At 41.0% G+C, this 16,124-nt stretch carries 18 protein-coding genes; 4 read left to right on the top strand and 14 right to left on the bottom strand.

The window, feature by feature from the left end; translation table 11 throughout:
- Nucleotides 1–294 precede the first annotated feature (294 nt).
- The 13 genes from V7O67_RS05075 to V7O67_RS05015 form a co-directional block, all read right to left on the bottom strand.
- Entirely contained in the window at nt 295–753 is a 459-nt protein-coding gene (locus V7O67_RS05075) for a hypothetical protein (RefSeq protein WP_406671112.1), read from the bottom strand.
- 303 nt (nt 754–1,056) lie between these two features.
- Entirely contained in the window at nt 1,057–1,197 is a 141-nt protein-coding gene (locus V7O67_RS05070) for a hypothetical protein (protein WP_406671111.1), read from the bottom strand.
- A gap of 70 nt (nt 1,198–1,267) precedes the next feature.
- Complete coding sequence (locus V7O67_RS05065) at nt 1,268–1,549, bottom strand: hypothetical protein (RefSeq protein WP_406671109.1); 282 nt, start codon at nt 1,547–1,549, stop codon at nt 1,268–1,270.
- Between the two features lie 4 nt (nt 1,550–1,553).
- Entirely contained in the window at nt 1,554–1,760 is a 207-nt protein-coding gene (locus V7O67_RS05060) for a hypothetical protein (RefSeq protein WP_406671107.1), read from the bottom strand.
- Complete coding sequence (locus tag V7O67_RS05055) at nt 1,757–2,401, bottom strand: ASCH domain-containing protein (RefSeq protein WP_342305905.1); 645 nt, start codon at nt 2,399–2,401, stop codon at nt 1,757–1,759. Before V7O67_RS05055 ends, V7O67_RS05060 begins: the two co-directional genes overlap by 4 nt.
- Nucleotides 2,398–2,613 (bottom strand): hypothetical protein, encoded by a 216-nt coding sequence (locus tag V7O67_RS05050; RefSeq protein ID WP_342305906.1) that lies wholly within the window; start codon nt 2,611–2,613, stop codon nt 2,398–2,400. Before V7O67_RS05050 ends, V7O67_RS05055 begins: the two co-directional genes overlap by 4 nt.
- A complete protein-coding gene (locus tag V7O67_RS05045; RefSeq protein WP_342305907.1) occupies nt 2,613–2,840 on the bottom strand; it encodes a hypothetical protein in 228 nt (75 codons plus the stop codon). Before V7O67_RS05045 ends, V7O67_RS05050 begins: the two co-directional genes overlap by 1 nt.
- 97 nt (nt 2,841–2,937) lie before the next feature.
- The gene (locus tag V7O67_RS05040; protein WP_342305908.1) at nt 2,938–3,585 is read right to left on the bottom strand and encodes a hypothetical protein; all 648 of its coding nucleotides are present in this window, start codon (nt 3,583–3,585) and stop codon (nt 2,938–2,940) included.
- On the bottom strand, nt 3,585–3,989 hold the full coding sequence (locus tag V7O67_RS05035; RefSeq protein WP_406671105.1) for a hypothetical protein: 405 nt from the start codon (nt 3,987–3,989) through the stop codon (nt 3,585–3,587). The genes V7O67_RS05040 and V7O67_RS05035 overlap by 1 nt, the downstream gene beginning before the upstream one ends.
- Complete coding sequence (locus tag V7O67_RS05030) at nt 3,990–4,277, bottom strand: hypothetical protein (protein ID WP_342305910.1); 288 nt, start codon at nt 4,275–4,277, stop codon at nt 3,990–3,992.
- A complete protein-coding gene (locus V7O67_RS05025) occupies nt 4,278–4,616 on the bottom strand; it encodes a hypothetical protein (RefSeq protein ID WP_342305911.1) in 339 nt (112 codons plus the stop codon).
- A gap of 661 nt (nt 4,617–5,277) precedes the next feature.
- A complete protein-coding gene (locus V7O67_RS05020; protein WP_342305912.1) occupies nt 5,278–7,395 on the bottom strand; it encodes an ATP-binding protein in 2,118 nt (705 codons plus the stop codon).
- Nucleotides 7,396–7,694: 299 nt separating this feature from the next.
- Entirely contained in the window at nt 7,695–10,097 is a 2,403-nt protein-coding gene (locus V7O67_RS05015) for a methyl-accepting chemotaxis protein (RefSeq protein WP_406671102.1), read from the bottom strand.
- Between the two features lie 628 nt (nt 10,098–10,725).
- On the opposite strand from V7O67_RS05015, the gene V7O67_RS05010 reads away from it, so the two are divergent.
- A complete protein-coding gene (locus V7O67_RS05010; RefSeq protein ID WP_342305914.1) occupies nt 10,726–11,367 on the top strand; it encodes an FmdE family protein in 642 nt (213 codons plus the stop codon).
- A gap of 82 nt (nt 11,368–11,449) precedes the next feature.
- On the opposite strand, the gene V7O67_RS05005 is transcribed toward V7O67_RS05010, so the two are convergent.
- The gene (locus V7O67_RS05005; RefSeq protein WP_342305915.1) at nt 11,450–12,766 is read right to left on the bottom strand and encodes an S-layer protein domain-containing protein; all 1,317 of its coding nucleotides are present in this window, start codon (nt 12,764–12,766) and stop codon (nt 11,450–11,452) included.
- Between the two features lie 265 nt (nt 12,767–13,031).
- Between V7O67_RS05005 and V7O67_RS05000 the strand changes: the two genes are divergently transcribed.
- Genes V7O67_RS05000 through V7O67_RS04990 form a run of 3 tightly spaced genes read left to right on the top strand, consistent with a single transcriptional unit; the run spans nt 13,032 to nt 16,052 of the window.
- Complete coding sequence (locus V7O67_RS05000) at nt 13,032–14,204, top strand: iron ABC transporter substrate-binding protein (protein ID WP_342305916.1); 1,173 nt, start codon at nt 13,032–13,034, stop codon at nt 14,202–14,204.
- Nucleotides 14,205–14,238: 34 nt separating this feature from the next.
- Nucleotides 14,239–15,303, top strand: a complete 1,065-nt coding sequence (locus tag V7O67_RS04995) for an iron ABC transporter permease (RefSeq protein WP_342305917.1) — start codon at nt 14,239–14,241, stop codon at nt 15,301–15,303.
- Complete coding sequence (locus V7O67_RS04990) at nt 15,300–16,052, top strand: ABC transporter ATP-binding protein (protein WP_342305918.1); 753 nt, start codon at nt 15,300–15,302, stop codon at nt 16,050–16,052. Before V7O67_RS04995 ends, V7O67_RS04990 begins: the two co-directional genes overlap by 4 nt.
- The last annotated feature ends 72 nt before the right edge of the window (nt 16,053–16,124 follow it).

Here is a 16,124-nt window from a genome sequence, read left to right as displayed (position 1 = left end):
CAAAGAAAATATATAAAATATGTGTGCTGATTCATCAAATAACTTCGAAACTAAATGTTATTTCTGTGGGAAGACTGAAAAAGAACTACCAGATCCAAGTCCATCAAACACCCATCTCTCATTGCCTTTCTCTTCTATGGGGTTTTTCGTCTGTTAATTGAATGGCTTTGTAGCTCATACCTTCGTTTATTTTCCCTACGATGATGCAAAAACTGTATTTGTTCAAGTTTTCTTTTTGTTCATCGGTTAAAACACTCATGTTTTCACGTCCTATATTATGAGATGCAGGAATTGTCAGAGGACAATCCCTTCTTCATTCATCTTTCCAAAAAACCATTTTTTAAAATCATTTACATTTGAGAATTGATACCGTGGGGCCATGTTTTTCCAATTTGGTTCCGAACCTTTTCTAAGCATTTTCACAGCAGATTCTACATGTTCTGAAAATCTCTTATTTCTGAAATCTTCGAGATAGATATCCAGTCCTCCATCTTTTTCAGACTCTACTTTTTTGCTGACCTTTCTCTGCTTCTCTAGGACTTCCAGCTCAGCAAATTTTGCCCGGAGTTCAGATAATTCCTGTTCTTTCTGAGAAATAGTAAGCTGCACATAGTCTAGCGGAGATACTTCTTCCAGGATCTGTTTGATTCCTGCCTCCAAAACTTCAGAGAATGATTTATTGTGAAGAGATTGAGTTGATTCAAATGATGATTTTAAGTAAGGATCAATAGAAGTTGTAGTTTTGATTTTCATATAATACCACCTCCTACATTTCGTGTCGATTTTCAAATTGAATAATACCCGGAAAAAACCGAAAGCCGCATACGTACGTATGGGTACGTACGCATGCCAAGGCAACAGAGCCTCGGCTCAGTTACCTTTTAGGCTACGCCGCAGCATAGCGATACGTGTTAGGGGTCCGGGGATTTTTGGGATACGTATGGGTACGTATGCGTATTCTAAATTTTGAAAATCACACTCCTATTTCAGTCAAGTAAATCCAGAAGAAACCAAGGAGGTCCTTCTGGAGATCATTAGAAAAGTTGTTATGGAAGGTCACGCTACCACCTTTGTGAAAGCTGTGATCATCTGCTCCGTGGCCTTAGATATGGACCATACAATATTAGAAGCTCCAGCGTGTTCTGGAGAGTCACACAGAGCTCCTATGATTGAGTCATAGCTAAAGGTCTGGCTCATGGTGAGCATCTCCTCACTGCAGGGAGCTTACATTTATCCCACACCAGGACATCCTTCCAATCGTACGTACTCATACGTACTCGCCTCCATGTTTTTCACAGACATCCTTGAGAATCTTCTGGTCACACTCGATATAGATCAAGACATTCTCACAGTACATTCCAGATTCATGGTCATATTCACTGGCCATACTGTAGGATCTCGTCTTTTTCAGATGCGGAAAACGTGCATATAACTCCGATTTGAGGATCTCCCAATTCCATCTGGCTTCAGTGAATGATCTACTTTTTACAATGACAACATGCTCCACAATCGGTACGTTGAACGGACCTGATGATATTGTGAATTTCAAGTTATCACCCCCTCCGGACAATATCATGAGGAATGCTTTTGGATCCATTCCTCCAGATCCTGGCTATCCTGGTAATTCTGGCAGGCCTGCGATGTACTCGCATAGGGAGAGCACTCCGGACTCTGGGACCGTATGGATTAGGACGTGTCAATATCTTTCCTCCGGGACAAACACGGACCGAAGATTCAACCTTTCGAGGAATATACCTCAAGCTATCACCTCCTGATCTGCAGCTGCAGGAAGGTAAGAATCAATCACTGAGGTCCTTATCTTCGACCAGTTGATGCAGCCCTTTGGCATCTTGAACCCTACTCCAGGCTCCACATGCCTTACATTCTGGAAGATCCAGCCATGTACGCACATTCCTTCTTCAAAAAAGAAGGGGCTGAGATAGTGACACTCTGAGTATGCAGCGAACTTTTCCGGATTGTCAAATGGAATCGTTCCGGAGATATCCACCACGCATAAGATCTTTCCATGGGGAAGTGAGGAGATCTTCCTCCCCAGGACCTCCGTGAAGTATTTCCATTCCTTCCTGCGGACATCCCGCCGGGTTGCATAGATCGCCACAGGTCCCCTATAGTGGCAGTCCATAGACCTGATATCCAGGACCTTAATTCCCATGGCAATAAGTGAAGCCCAGGGTTGGCGTACTGCAAGGACCTTCATGACCTCCTCCGGAGCATCCAGAGGACATTCTCCCATGTTTCCAGGAATCTTATTGGTAAGGTCACAGTACCAGCTGGTACGAGGCCCTCTTACAGTATCAATCTCTTCAGGTTGGAGATGCCTGCACTTTACTTTCCTGCAGAGGCCTGTTGCAGGATGGGATCCTTCGAGCGGTCCGGTCATTTCCTCACCTTCTTGTTGACCTCATCCCCTCGTTTGATATCCTGGCATCTGCAGATGTAGTGACCACACACAGGACAGGCTCGAATGTGACTCTTAAATCCTCTGTGCATGACTCTCCTGATTATCCGACGGTGAACTTTTGCAGAAGAATGTAAGGATTTGTCCTCTTTCCCTTCTAGTTCAATGTCTGTGGATTTTGATGTATCAGACATCAGTACGCCACCTCATACAGGTCCAATATTTTGGTCAGCGTTTGCCTGCCCATATTCATCTGGCCGCATACATACCCTATTGACTTGCTTTCAAGATACAAAGCCACAGCCTTCTCTCTACGTTCAATAGGTATCTTTTTAAGAGGTGTGCCAGGTTTTCTTTTTGTGAGCTTACGGAACCTTTTCCAGTTCTTCTTTTCTTGTTGAGTGAGCTTGAATTCAGACATCAATGCATCACCTCATCTGCACTATCATCCTGGCTCTTTTCCGGATCTTTAAAATTCTCGCGTGAATAGATCTCTATGAATCTCTGCCAGCAACACATTACTCATCACCTCCCGGCAAAACCACCTCCCTACTCTCAATAGCAAGGATAAGCTGATTCAATGCTGTGCTCTTCAGTGGTCCATATTTCACATCTTTTGTGAGTGATTTGATTTCACTGGACCGAGATTTATTGTCTAGGTCAAGCAGGGTGTAGATAACGTCTAATGACCATTTATCGCAGTCTACACCATCTTTACGAAGCTCAATAGAATCATTATGAATACGGCACTGGAGATTTTTAACAGCCGTGAGATCTCTCCATTCATTTGAGGGCGGATTGTAGAGCAATGGCTGTTCAGTTTTGGATATTTCTTGTTCACGCTCCTTAGTCCCTCTCGACTGGTATTCATCAGAGTGGAAACAAGATTCACACACCTTTTCATCACCAGTCAGTTCCTGGGATATCATCTTATGAAGATCTACCAGACAGCCACACTCAGAACATAAAAACCCATCAACACAGGATCCTTCACTCTGTTGTCGGAGTTCCTCTTGATTGCTTTCTATGGGGTCCATATGGTCCACGGATTCCTCACATATAGCTTCTTGACAGTTTTCATGTGCCTCACCTAATATCTGCGTCAGCAGACCCACGAGTTCAGGAGACGGTGATAAAAGTACGTTGATAGTGATTTCTCCAGACATTACTCATCATCTCCTTCTGAGTGTTCCAGAGTGAGATACTTGTGGTAGTGTTCTATGTACCTGGCACGTGTGGCTTTCCATCCAGCCAGTAATGCAAATAGTATGAGTAGCAGCATGAATCCTGCATAGATCTGCATAGCCATCTCAACAGGGAAATAGAACACATATCTGATTGTGAGAACTGATCCAGAAACAGCGCCAATCAAAAAGTGATAAGCTTCGCCATATTTCACAATTTCAGGAGTGAATGGGCCATCCGTAGGTTTTGGTGCATCCTTGATCTCCTGCAGTTTCTCTGCAGGTATGCCTGTAAGCTTGCTTACAATGCGTGCTTCTATTGTGATTACAGGCGAATGATCAGGGAAGACTTCAACACATTCAGGAAAGGTTTGATCAGAGGTCATTTAGATCACCCCAAATGATTGAAATACAACTACACCAAAAGTCCAAAAGTACAAAATTGACATGAGTATTAGCCCACCCCGGACCACAGCTTTTGAAAAGCCATATAATTCTGCTTTCCACCCGGGAATAATTTCCAGCCAGGAAACATACACGTATCCATCATTATCTGTACGAAGGCTAGCACTGGACATCTGATCAGGGTGCATGCCTGTTATTATACTGGAGCCTGCCTCATCGTCTGGGTCTGCGATTACCCAGCGAACACGCACGACGGGAGTGAGTTTCATTTACTCTCCCTCCTGAAACTCAGCCAGTACTTGAGGTATGTAATCAAGACCCAGCTTTGCAAGTTCTTGCTTTTTGAATTCCTCGATCTCTTCACGAGTAATCAGAGGAGGTAGAAGAGCGGACCCTATGGTGTGGATGGTACGAGTGGGGGTTAAAGAAGGGTCCGCCTTTTCATTGGAAAGTGTAGCCTCTAACCTGGCCTGCAGGATAGAAAAGAATGCATTCAGGTTTGCAGTTTTTAAATTAATTTCTGAAATCAATACATCAAAGTTTTCATTCGATACAAGAGCACTAGCATGAGAACCAGAGCTATCGCTATTCGTATTATTTGCCTTCATTTTGTCTTCACTTCTTAAATTCGTTAGTTGTCAGGTCGTTAAATCTGACACAAAACTGTTTGAAGTATTTCTATATAAGAATTACTCTACACAAGTGTTTTATTGAGGACGAACAAACCACAACAAAAAGTATAAATCAATGAGCAGCATAAAGAATTATTGTACCTCCATTATGGGGAGTCGTTAACCCCTACAAACACTAGGCAGTTTTTTTGTCTTCGCGCTGTTTAGCTCAATATCATGGAGGAAGCATGCACGGTGGGATTACAATGAGCCTCATCACTGGGGTTCGAATCCCCATCGGAGCACTATTCTACTTTTTTAGTGTATTTTACTCCAAATATAAGTTACCTTTTTGATTTTTAGATTTATGGAAATAATTTAATCCAATCTTTTTGCAATGTCATTTTTGGCGAGGCAGATGTGAGAATCCCAGCCAGATGATACAGAACAAACTGATAGGATACGTTACACGGTTTTCAGGCATCCGAATCTGTGCGTCATTTTGATAATGTCTCCAATGTTGTTCATTGGCAAGCAGGAAAAACACTACTGTATATGGTCATTGAAACAAAGACCATCGATTTCAAAAATAATCTGGTATAACAAAATATTGGAGGAACAATCAAAATCCAGTATTTGATTTTATAAAGCTAAAAGCTCATGCAGAACATTGCATTGGAATAGTAAACTCAAATGTACTCCCTTTACCAATTTCACTCTCCAACCGGATATTGCCTCCCTGGACCTCAACAAATTCTTTTACAAGCGCAAGCCCAAGGCCTGCACCTCCGTTTTTACGATTCAGAACCGGTTCCAGCTGCACAAAAGGTTTAAAAAGCAGTACCTGATCCTCTTCCGATATCCCAATTCCCGTATCTTTGACGCTAATATGGAGACTTTGGTTTGTATGCTGCATAGCATCTACAGTTACTGCCCCACCATTTTGAGTGAATTTTATAGCATTGCTTATTAGGTTGAGTAATATAATCTTAAGCTTGGATCGGTCAGCATTTACATTATCAATATTAAAGTCAACCTTGAATTTGAGGTATATGTTCTTTTTTGCAGCCATTGAACCTGTGATCTTTTGAATTTCTGAGATGAGAGATAATAATGAGAACTCGGTAATATCAAGTTCCATTTTACCCCCTTCTATTTCAGCAACATAATTCAGAGAGGTTAGTAATTCTAATAATTTAGAACCTGCATCCAGTATTGTTTCAGCACATTTTGCCTGATTTGTATTAAGAGTACCATAATACCCCTCTAAAAGAACTTCGGAATATCCCATAACATGAGTCAAGGGAGTACGCAATTCATGGTTCACTATTGATAGAAATTCGCTTTTTGTGTTCGATGCATTCTCAAGCAGCAGTTTTGCTTTTATAAGCATCTTTTCTATGTTCTTGACCTCTGTAAAATCACGTACAACACCTGCCATTTTTTCTGGTTTACCATCAGCTCCGTAAACCAGATGAGTATTTGCAGATAAATGTATCAAGTTTCCATTTTTATTTTTAAGCTGAATATCGTAGTTAGTCAAATGTCCTGAAACTTTCAGCGCATCAAGCACATTCTGCCGTTCTTGGGGAGTACTATATAATGCACCTATTGAATTACCGATCAATTCCTCAGGTTCAAATCCTAGATGCGAGGTTATGGATGGACTAAGGGTTATTATAGTCCCATCAATCTTCGTTTCAAAGTAAATATCATGCATCTCTTCAAATATCCGCCTGTATTTACACTCACTTTCCTTAATTTTAGATTCTTTACGTTTATGTTCAAGTGTATTTGCAAATACCTCACCCATCAACTTGAGAATTTTCAGGTACCCTTCCGGCCATTTTTTGATACTTGAATATGCTAAACACAAATTACCCATGATTTTCCCACGGTACGCCATTGGCACAACTAATAAGGAAACTGTATTCGTTTCTCTTAACACTGTTTTTTCAAGAATGGCTTCCGGAGGCAGGTCTTCAATATTATTTATAAAAAATGGTTCTTCCTTGAACACATTTTTTATCCACCAGGAATGTGCACTTATAGATAAATTATCGAAATATTTAATGTCAGATTCAATGCCTTCCGCACACCACTCATGAATTCCATTAACAGACATGTAATCACCAGAGAACATGAAAATCCCGACTTTTTCTACCCTTGTCATTTCACCTATTTTTCCCAGGGTTTCATTAATGGATTCATCTATTTTTTCAGGTTCCATACCTATAAAATTAGTGGATATCTCAGAAAGCAATTTTCCAAACATAAGTAGACTATTTAATTTAGCTTCAACCTTATTGCGTACAATTATACTTTCCACGTGTGCAATGATCGTCTCAAGTACAATCATGACATGTTCAGGAATTTCGCTAATGGAATGAGAACAAATACTCATTACAGCTATAACTTCATCATTTCGCTTTATCGGATAAAACAATATTACACACAGATTCTCAGAAGAACAACTCTCGCATACGCCTGAAGATTTTATATCCGGGCCTTTGGTAACAGAGGGTTTGCCAGACATCACTGACTTCATAATAGGAGTTGGTTTTTTTATTTCATTCAGATATTTATTGAATTCTGGTGAAAAACCCTTAGATGCAACAAACTCAAGATAACCAGTATGTTCATAAATAAAATGGATTGCTCCTGAATCAACTGCATCAAATTCAAGCATATCATCAAGAAGCACGTTTAAGTTTTCATGAAGGCTGTTTGTGGAACTTAAGACCACATCATGTTGAATACGTAGAATATCGATCATTATTTCACAACTATTTTATGAATGTAACTTGTATATATTGATTTCTATATATATATACCGAGTTTAAAGTGAAAACACCAACTGAGTCCCTGCTCCAAAAAAAAAAAAAAAAAAATGGAACAATACTACAAAGTTCAATAGTATGATACTATTTTATACATTCTTTTGAAGTATCTTGTTAGTAAACCAACCTTAAGCTTCCTGAATACTACAAAGATGCCATGTAATCAATTGAGGCAGCTCTGTAGAAGAGCTGCCATATTTAACAATTGATCCTGCAATGAGAGAGTTTCACCGCATCAAACTAATGCATTCTTTAAAAGCTCGGAAGGTTCTGACTTCATCTTTGAAGACACCGGGTTTTCCCTTTTGCCACTACCCTCACTACCTGACTCCATGAGTACATCTGCACCTGCAGTGTCCAGGCGGAATTTAGACACTACCAGCTGCATATTGGCTGCCACACCCGCAAGTTCCTGGGCAGAGTTTGAGAGCTCTTGCATAGAAGCGGTCTGTTCTTCTACAGAAGCAGAAGCTTCCTGCGCCTCTGCTGCAGATTGCTCAGAGATAGCAGATACCTCCTCCACAGAAGAAGTAACTTCTTCAATAGAAGCTGACTGTTCCTGTGCGGCGGCGGCAATATCCTGTACCATCTTGGCTATAGTATCTCCGCCTTCAACAACCTTTCCTATCGCAAGAACCGACTTCTCAAGAGAAACTGCTCCTGTATCGACCTCATCTAAACCTTTCCCCATAGAGGAAACCGCATCCTGGGTTCCGGCCTGCATCTGATCGATCAGTTGTGCAATCTGTTTAGCTGCATTGCCCGAATCTTCGGCAAGTTTTCTGACTTCATCCGCAACTACGGCAAATCCACGACCATGTTCGCCTGCACGGGCAGCTTCGATTGCTGCATTAAGAGCAAGCAGATTGGTCTGATCTGCAATGCTGGTAATAAGATTGACGATTTCACCGATCTGTTTAGATTTCTCATCGAGTTCATTGATGACATCTGAAGACTCTCCAACTGCAGATTTTATACTTTCCATCATTAATTTGAGGTCCTGGGACATTTCGCCAAGACCCTGTATGAGGGTGTTGGCTTCGATAGCATTTTGTGCTGCATTCCCTGAGTTAGTAGCTACTTCCTGAACAGTGAGACTCATATCATCCATTGCTCTTGAGACCTCTACAGCTTTTCCGGACTGCGCCTGTGTACCTTTTGATATCTCAGATATAGTGCCGGATATTTGTTCTGCAGTAGCTGTCAATTCCTCGCTGGCTGCAGACATTTCCTGAGCAGTGGAAGCGATATTTTCAGCATTCTCTGTCACAAGAGTGACGACCTCATTCAGTGATAACCTGCAATTCTCCACACCTTCAGTGAGTTGTACGAAATCTCCAACTCCATGAACACTGACTTTCTTTGTCAGATCATTGGATGAAATGGAAGCAAGGACTTCGCATGAATCATTGATGATGCTCTGTAGTGTATCGCCAAAACCATCCAGTGTATCACCTAATAGTTTGAAGTCACCTTTTGCATCTATTGTTCCTCTGGTGCTCAAATCTCCTTCTGCATAGGAGTTAATAACCCTTGCAGCTTCGTTCAAAGGAACTACAACAGCCTCTAATACCTGATTAAAACCTCTGGGTATTGCTTCAAAGTCAATAGCTACGTTGGTATCTGCTCTTCTGTCAAGCTTACCTGCAAGAGTATCTTTTGCAAGATCATCAAAGTCTTTAACGATACCTTCAATTGGTTTAGTAACAGATCGTGCTATGAGGAAAGCAATTCCAGCCATTGCAATGATTGCAACTAAAGAAATAATTATCAATTGGTCCCTAAGGGCTACTGCATTTGCAATCATTTCATCATATGGAGTGACAAGGACGAATGCAAAATCTGCGGTTTCCATAGGTTCGTAAGTCATACTTACTTCCTTGCCGGTTATAGGATCAATGATACCTATTCTGCCTCCTTTCCCATTTTTGATGTCAATTGTCATCTGATCCATAACAGGATCATTGAAATCAGTAAGGGACATGGTGCCAATCCATTCTTTTTCTGTAGGACTTGAGATGAGCAGGCCAGAATTACTCACTATGAAAGCGTAGCCGGTATCTAAGAATTTGACTTGTGATACTTCTTCATCAATATAGTCCAGTGAAACATCTACGCCTGAAATTCCTATGAAATCTCCATTTTTGATAACCGGGGAAACATAGCTGACCATCATCTCTCCATCGTATAGGAAAGGTTCAAGAATAACATCCTGTTTCTGAGATTTTGGTAACTGATAATAGTCATCGGTCTCATATCCCGCAAGCGGTGCAAGAGCAACAGAACTACCACTTCTGGACCAGTAGGGTATAAATCGTCCTGTGGTGTCATGTCCCTGTGTATTTGCAAACTCTGCATCCATTCCATCGAAGGCATTGTTCTCGTATGCAACATAGGTCCCCAATATCCCCTGGTTTTCTTCCAGCAAACTTTTGAGAATGGTATTTACTTCATTTCTGTTGTTTGAGTCATAGTTTTCCATAGTGTGTGCAAGGGTTTGCGCAAGCAACTGGTTTGACCGCATGTCGCTGTCATATTGGAACGAATAACTTTTAGCAACACTTTCGGCTTCTGAATAAGCCGCGTTGATTTGCTGCTCTGTCACCTTGTCAACTGTTATATAGGTACTTGTGGCCATCAGTATGGTCACACTTAGAACTATGTATAAGAGTAATCTGGTTTTAATATTAATTTTGTCAAAATTCATAAGTCTCTCTCTTTTAGGTTTCAATCCCTCAGTATTTGTGCAACATTGTCACACTCCGGGTAAATAGACAATCATTGTATTTAAAACATAGTATATTTAGTAAGCTCTGAAAATAAGAGATATACTGCACTTATATTTTGCAAGTACCGGTTCTGTAAAAATCATATTTAAATCGACATCTTTCGAACAAATTCACCAAGTATCTTCAATGTTGTGCAATATATTTTGAATTATTGAGGATTTTATTTTTGTCTGAATATTGAGGATTTCTACGGAACCTAAATACCAGCATTCTAAAGTAGATATTAATTCAAGATGCCTTGAAAAAATCATTCCGTCTATTATCTATTGCTGGACAAAAGTCGGATATATATATATAATTTTAATTATTTACCTGCTGTGACCAAAAAATAATAACAACAGATATAATTTATCCAGTTAAGAGCACAAAATCTTGCCACCATATACTTGAATCACAGTTGCAAAAAACAAATTGGAGAATAATTAATAACACGAAAGATATTAAACATATTACTCTACTTTACCTTCCGTGATAAATATGCCATCCAAACCTTCAACCCAAACCACATCTCGTCAAATACCCACTTTTGAAGAAGCCGCAAAATTTCACGGACATGTCTGCCCCGGACTTACTATTGGCTACATTGCTGCCAAAGCAGGAATCGAAAAGCTGGAGACTGAGAGAGACATAGATGAGGAGCTCGTTACCATCGTAGAGAACGATGCATGTGGAGTAGATGCAGTGCAGGTCCTCACAGGATGTACGATCGGGAAAGGCAATCTCATTTACAAAGACCACGCCAAGCAAGTCTTCACATTCATATGCAGAGACAGCAACAAAGCAGTCAGGGTTGCCCTGAAAGCAAGTTTCAACATCGAAGCCATTGACCCTGAAATGAACAAACTGCGTCCAAAAGTTATGGGCGGTACAGCCACAGAAGAAGAAATAAAAGAATACAGTAAGTGCAGGGACGGAGTGTCCATAACCATGAGGAACACCCCCGTTGAAGAAATGTTTGACATCAAATTTGTTGATGCTAAGATTCCCGTAAAAGCAAGGATATTCAACTCAATCAAATGTGCGAAGTGTGGAGAGATGATGGCAGAATCCCGTGCAAGAGTCCAGAATGGAGAAATAGTCTGCATCCCTTGCTTTGAGGATTATAACAGAGGATGGTAACAGACAACTAAAAATATAAAAATAGTTGAAATGGCTGGAATAATTCCAAACATTTCTCTATTGATTTCTTTTTTTACATTTACTATTTCGTATTTTCGTATTTCCTAATCCCCAATGCTCCTAAAAGTCCCAGAAGACAAAGAAGAAGCTCAAATCCCGGAGCTGCTACAGAACTTTGCACCACATCACCACCAGTATCTTCAGCACTCATCGAAAAATCAGTGTAGTCTTTAACACTGCCCACATTTTCAGTTTCAGTTTCCTCTTCAGCCATATCCACAACAACGATATCATTGTCGTTCCCTACACTTACATCCCCTTCCTCTGTAACTGTATCTGCAACTGTAATAGTACATGTCTTCCAAAGAGTCATTTTCAGGCATGACCCGCTTGTGTCCTCTGTTTTAAGGTATATACCACCATAAAGGTCGATCACCTCATTAGGACCAAGAGTGATACCATCATTGCTTGACATTACAAGTGCATCATCCCCTGTGTAAAGAACAGTCCCACTACCGCTTCCTACATAATCAGTACCATTCATGACAGCAGGAATCTCAAATCCCTGTACATCAAATACGCCATAAGTATCCCCACTTTCAATAGTAGTAATATCACCTACAAGGAAAGCATATTTGAAAACCACAAAGTCATCGCTTGTTCCCTTAAAAATTGAATCGACATAACAGTAGAACATAGGGTTGTCATCACTATCTTTGTATAGATACGTCCTTTCAGGTTTGGTCAGGTTCATATCACCTGACACCACAGCACTGTCTACTTCTTCGCCATTCCTGTTCAGCTGTATCCATACCTTGTTACCTTCAACATCTACCTGTTGCACCACAAGTGACCAGCCATCTGTAAGGTCCCATTCTTCTTTAGAGAACATCTGTTTTTTATCATCACTGCTAAATTGCAGCAGTATCTTTGCTATTTCATCCGGCTTGCAACCTGCTGAAAGGTCAGATGAATCTTCAGGCATTGCAACATACTGGGAACCAAACAAGCCCATAAGATAGTATTTTTTCAGGTCAACCTCATCAACAATATAAGTGGCCCCATCATCAGAACCACCAATTTTGGTCTTCTTTGCCTGAGGTTTGCTTACATAATAGAGATCACCTTCGTCAATCTCATCCCTAAGTTGAATAGTTGATGAAGAATTTACACTATTATGAATGTAAATGATCTCACTTGAAAGACCTGGTTTTATTTGGTACCAGAATCCTGAAAAACTGTTGGCATCCCAATAGAAATCACCAGCTGGTGTGTACGAATCGGTGTTGTCATATACAGTACTTCTGATCTTGTAAGTTACATCTAATGCATTTACAGGCATTGTGACCAAAACCAAAATTGCAGCAAATACAATCATTATCCATGTCATTTTTTTCATTATTATATCTCCTGACAAGAAAATCACGCAACTTCCCATGCTGAAACTATGAAAAGGGAATAATACCAATCCAACCAGACACGTTGTTTACTTATACAAATTCACATTTTTTATGATTTTCTTGCACTTTCGTGATACCCGATAGATTAGCTTAGCTAACTTATGACATAAAATAATAACCATAACAGTTTATGTTACTAAATAGTAATATTTTAATACTAAATACGCAATACCCACATATTATTACGAAAATGGAGACAAATAAATGAAAGAAATTAGAATAGAGACCATAGCATTTTTACTAATGCTAATAGTCGTTTCAACGTTGATTTCAGGTTGCATGGACAGTACATCAATGTCCCAGAGCCTCCAGACACAGGAACAAACAACAACATTCACTGTTACAGATGCGCTTGGCAGGACAGTAGAAGTCCCCGAATCACCTGAGCATGTAATATGTTCAGGATCAGGAGCCCTCAGGCTTCTAACATATCTTGAAGAAGAGGATAAAATAATCGCAGTGGACAGTATCGAAGCAAGAGATTCACTATACGATGCAAGACCTTACGCCCTCGCAAATCCACATTTCAGTACGAATTACACTATTTTTGGAGAATTCAGGGGAAATGACAATCCGGAAAAGATACTTGCACTTGACCCACAACCTGATGTTATACTCAAGACATATTCAACCTCAGGCTATGACCCGGCAGAACTTCAGGAAAAAACAGGCATTCCTGTGATTGTACTCAACTATGGAGACATGGTAAACAACAGGGAAAGTATGTACCAGAGTCTGAGGATAATAGGCGAGGTAATGGATAAAGAAGAGCGTGCTGAAGAAGTTATCTCATTCTTTGACGAGACCATGGCAGACCTCAATGAACGCACTGCAAGTGTGCCTGAAGATGAGAAAACTACATGCTATATAGGCGGTATTGCACGCGCAGGACCACATGGTCTTCAGTCCACCGAACCAACATATCCACCATTTCTTTTCACCAACGCACTGAATGTTGCATATGACGACATGGACCTCAGCACTGCAGAAGTTGCCAGGGAGAAAATTATTGAGTGGGACCCGGAGATTATATTTGTTGATCTGTCCACACTGCAATCAGAAGATGAGAACAGTGCCCTTTGCCAGTTGCAGAATGATAAGTCTTACCAACAACTTCAGGCAGTGCAATCAGGTAACGTGTACGGAATGCTACCTTATAACTGGTACACACAGAACTTTGGTTCAGTGCTTGCGGATTCATACTTCGCAGGAAAGTTACTCTATCCTGACAAGTTTGAGGACGTTGACCTTGAAGAAAAAACAACAGATATCTACACATTCCTGGTGTGTGATGGAGATGAGGAACTCGGAAAGGAAGTGTGTGCTCAAATGATCAACGCCTTTGGAACTCCTGCATTCACAGAACTGGATGTCTGAGTAACCGTAAAGCTAAGAGAAAACGGTGAAAGGAATGACTGGAACAGAAGGTGAAATAGCCCGTCGTTACAGAGAGCACACCGGCAGGAAAACTACATACATCCTGTCAGCAGTCGTGCTTCTGTTTGTAATGATGATAATCTCCATCTCAGTAGGACCCGTAGATATCCCACTACTGGAAGTTATACAGACACTCACAGGACACAACGATAGATGGACTAGTATCATATGGAACATACGTCTGCCACAGGTACTCACAGCCATCGTTGCAGGAGCTGGCCTGTCTGTAGCCGGGGTGGTAATGCAGTCAATACTCAGAAACCCACTTGGTTCTCCTTTCACCCTGGGAATATCAAATGCTGCAGCCTTTGGCGCAGCTTTATCAGTGATGGTTCTTGGAACAGGTTCCACACACAGCCATGTTGGTGATGCAGTGAGTATTAGCAATCCATATACTACTACTGCTGTGGCTTTTGTGTTTGCACTCCTGGTAACAGTCGTCATTCTGGCATTCTCAAGGATCAGAGGGAACACACCTGAAATAATGATCCTTGTGGGTGTGGCTATGGGTTCCCTTTTCTCAGCAGGGACAATGTTCCTGCAATATTTCGCCGATGACGTACAGCTTGCATCCATGGTCTTCTGGACCTTTGGAGATGTTTCAAGGGCAAGCTGGGAAGAACTGGGACTGATAACTGTCATTGTGGCAGGGTCGATACTCTACTTTACCTTGAATCGATGGAAATACAATGCCATCGATGCCGGTGATGAAACTGCAAAAGGACTGGGCGTGAATGTAGAAAAAGTAAGGATCAAAGGGATGATGTGCGCCTCCCTGGTAACGGCCATAATTGTTGCATTCCTTGGTGTTATCGGTTTTGTCGGATTGATATGCCCACATATGGCACGCCGGATTATCGGTGATGATCATCGTTTCCTGATAACAGGAAGTCTGCTCATAGGGGCACTACTTCTGCTTTGTGCCGATACCGTAGCAAGGGTAATGATTGAACCATATCAGTTACCAGTTGCGGTTCTTACATCATTTTTAGGTGCACCCACATTTATTTACCTGATACTTGGAGGGAGAAGAATATGATACTTGATGTAGACGGAGTGGAATTCCAATATAAAAGTAAGGAAGTACTGAAGGATATCAAATTCCAGCTTAAAAGGAATGAGATATTATCAATACTCGGACCTAATGGTGTCGGAAAAACCACACTGCTGAAATGCATGAATGCGATTCTTAAACCAAAGAGAGGAACTGTCCTTATAGAAGACGAGGATATCCTCAAGCTGGAACAGATAGAGATTGCAAGAAGACTTGGATATGTCCCACAGAGATGCGAACCTGCCAGACTGACTGCTTTTGATGCGATACTTCTTGGAAGGATGCCACATATGAAATGGAACATTAGCCCGGAAGATGTAATGATCGTAGAAGATACTATTAAGAAACTACATCTTGACGACATGGCTCTGAGGTACATAGATGAACTCAGCGGAGGAGAACTTCAGAAAGTTGGCATCGCACGTGCAATCGCACAGAATCCTAAACTGCTTTTGCTGGACGAACCCACAAGTAGCCTTGACCTTAAGAACCAGCTTGAGATACTTGACACAGTAAGAGACGTTGTAAAGAAAGAAAATGTGTCTGCAATCATGACGATGCACGACCTTAACCTTGCCTTCAGATATTCTGATAAATTCCTGTTCCTGAAAAATGGCAGCATCTTTGCAGCAGGTAGTATGGGAGACATTACACCGGAAATTATCAAAGAGGTGTACGGAGTACCTGTAACTATACAAAACTACCAGAATGTGTCAGTGGTAATACCAGTTTAAGAAAAAATAAATGGTAACTATTCAGCCTACCACAATTAGCCTATTGATACTGATTTAATCAAAACGGAGATG

The organism is Methanolobus sp. ZRKC4 (genome assembly GCF_045291305.1).
Lineage (GTDB): Archaea > Halobacteriota > Methanosarcinia > Methanosarcinales > Methanosarcinaceae > Methanolobus.
Note: the sequence above shows the minus strand (reverse complement) of the source record. Positions and strands in the feature narration are given on the sequence as shown.

What these genes read in the sequence shown, in the direction of transcription:
- V7O67_RS05020 (WP_342305912.1), bottom strand. Translation starts at nt 7,395, where the DNA reads ATGATCGATATTCTACGTATTCAACATGATGTGGTCTTAAGTTCCACA.
- V7O67_RS05005 (WP_342305915.1), bottom strand. Translation starts at nt 12,766, where the DNA reads ATGAAAAAAATGACATGGATAATGATTGTATTTGCTGCAATTTTGGTT.
- V7O67_RS05000 (WP_342305916.1), top strand. Translation starts at nt 13,032, where the DNA reads ATGAAAGAAATTAGAATAGAGACCATAGCATTTTTACTAATGCTAATA.
- V7O67_RS05015 (WP_406671102.1), bottom strand. Translation starts at nt 10,097, where the DNA reads ATGGCCACAAGTACCTATATAACAGTTGACAAGGTGACAGAGCAGCAA.
- V7O67_RS05035 (WP_406671105.1), bottom strand. Translation starts at nt 3,989, where the DNA reads ATGACCTCTGATCAAACCTTTCCTGAATGTGTTGAAGTCTTCCCTGAT.
- V7O67_RS05045 (WP_342305907.1), bottom strand. Translation starts at nt 2,840, where the DNA reads ATGTCTGAATTCAAGCTCACTCAACAAGAAAAGAAGAACTGGAAAAGG.
- V7O67_RS04990 (WP_342305918.1), top strand. Translation starts at nt 15,300, where the DNA reads ATGATACTTGATGTAGACGGAGTGGAATTCCAATATAAAAGTAAGGAA.
- V7O67_RS05055 (WP_342305905.1), bottom strand. Translation starts at nt 2,401, where the DNA reads ATGACCGGACCGCTCGAAGGATCCCATCCTGCAACAGGCCTCTGCAGG.
- V7O67_RS04995 (WP_342305917.1), top strand. Translation starts at nt 14,239, where the DNA reads ATGACTGGAACAGAAGGTGAAATAGCCCGTCGTTACAGAGAGCACACC.
- V7O67_RS05075 (WP_406671112.1), bottom strand. Translation starts at nt 753, where the DNA reads ATGAAAATCAAAACTACAACTTCTATTGATCCTTACTTAAAATCATCA.
- V7O67_RS05030 (WP_342305910.1), bottom strand. Translation starts at nt 4,277, where the DNA reads ATGAAACTCACTCCCGTCGTGCGTGTTCGCTGGGTAATCGCAGACCCA.
- V7O67_RS05025 (WP_342305911.1), bottom strand. Translation starts at nt 4,616, where the DNA reads ATGAAGGCAAATAATACGAATAGCGATAGCTCTGGTTCTCATGCTAGT.
- V7O67_RS05050 (WP_342305906.1), bottom strand. Translation starts at nt 2,613, where the DNA reads ATGTCTGATACATCAAAATCCACAGACATTGAACTAGAAGGGAAAGAG.
- V7O67_RS05040 (WP_342305908.1), bottom strand. Translation starts at nt 3,585, where the DNA reads ATGTCTGGAGAAATCACTATCAACGTACTTTTATCACCGTCTCCTGAA.
- V7O67_RS05010 (WP_342305914.1), top strand. Translation starts at nt 10,726, where the DNA reads ATGCCATCCAAACCTTCAACCCAAACCACATCTCGTCAAATACCCACT.
- V7O67_RS05070 (WP_406671111.1), bottom strand. Translation starts at nt 1,197, where the DNA reads ATGAGCCAGACCTTTAGCTATGACTCAATCATAGGAGCTCTGTGTGAC.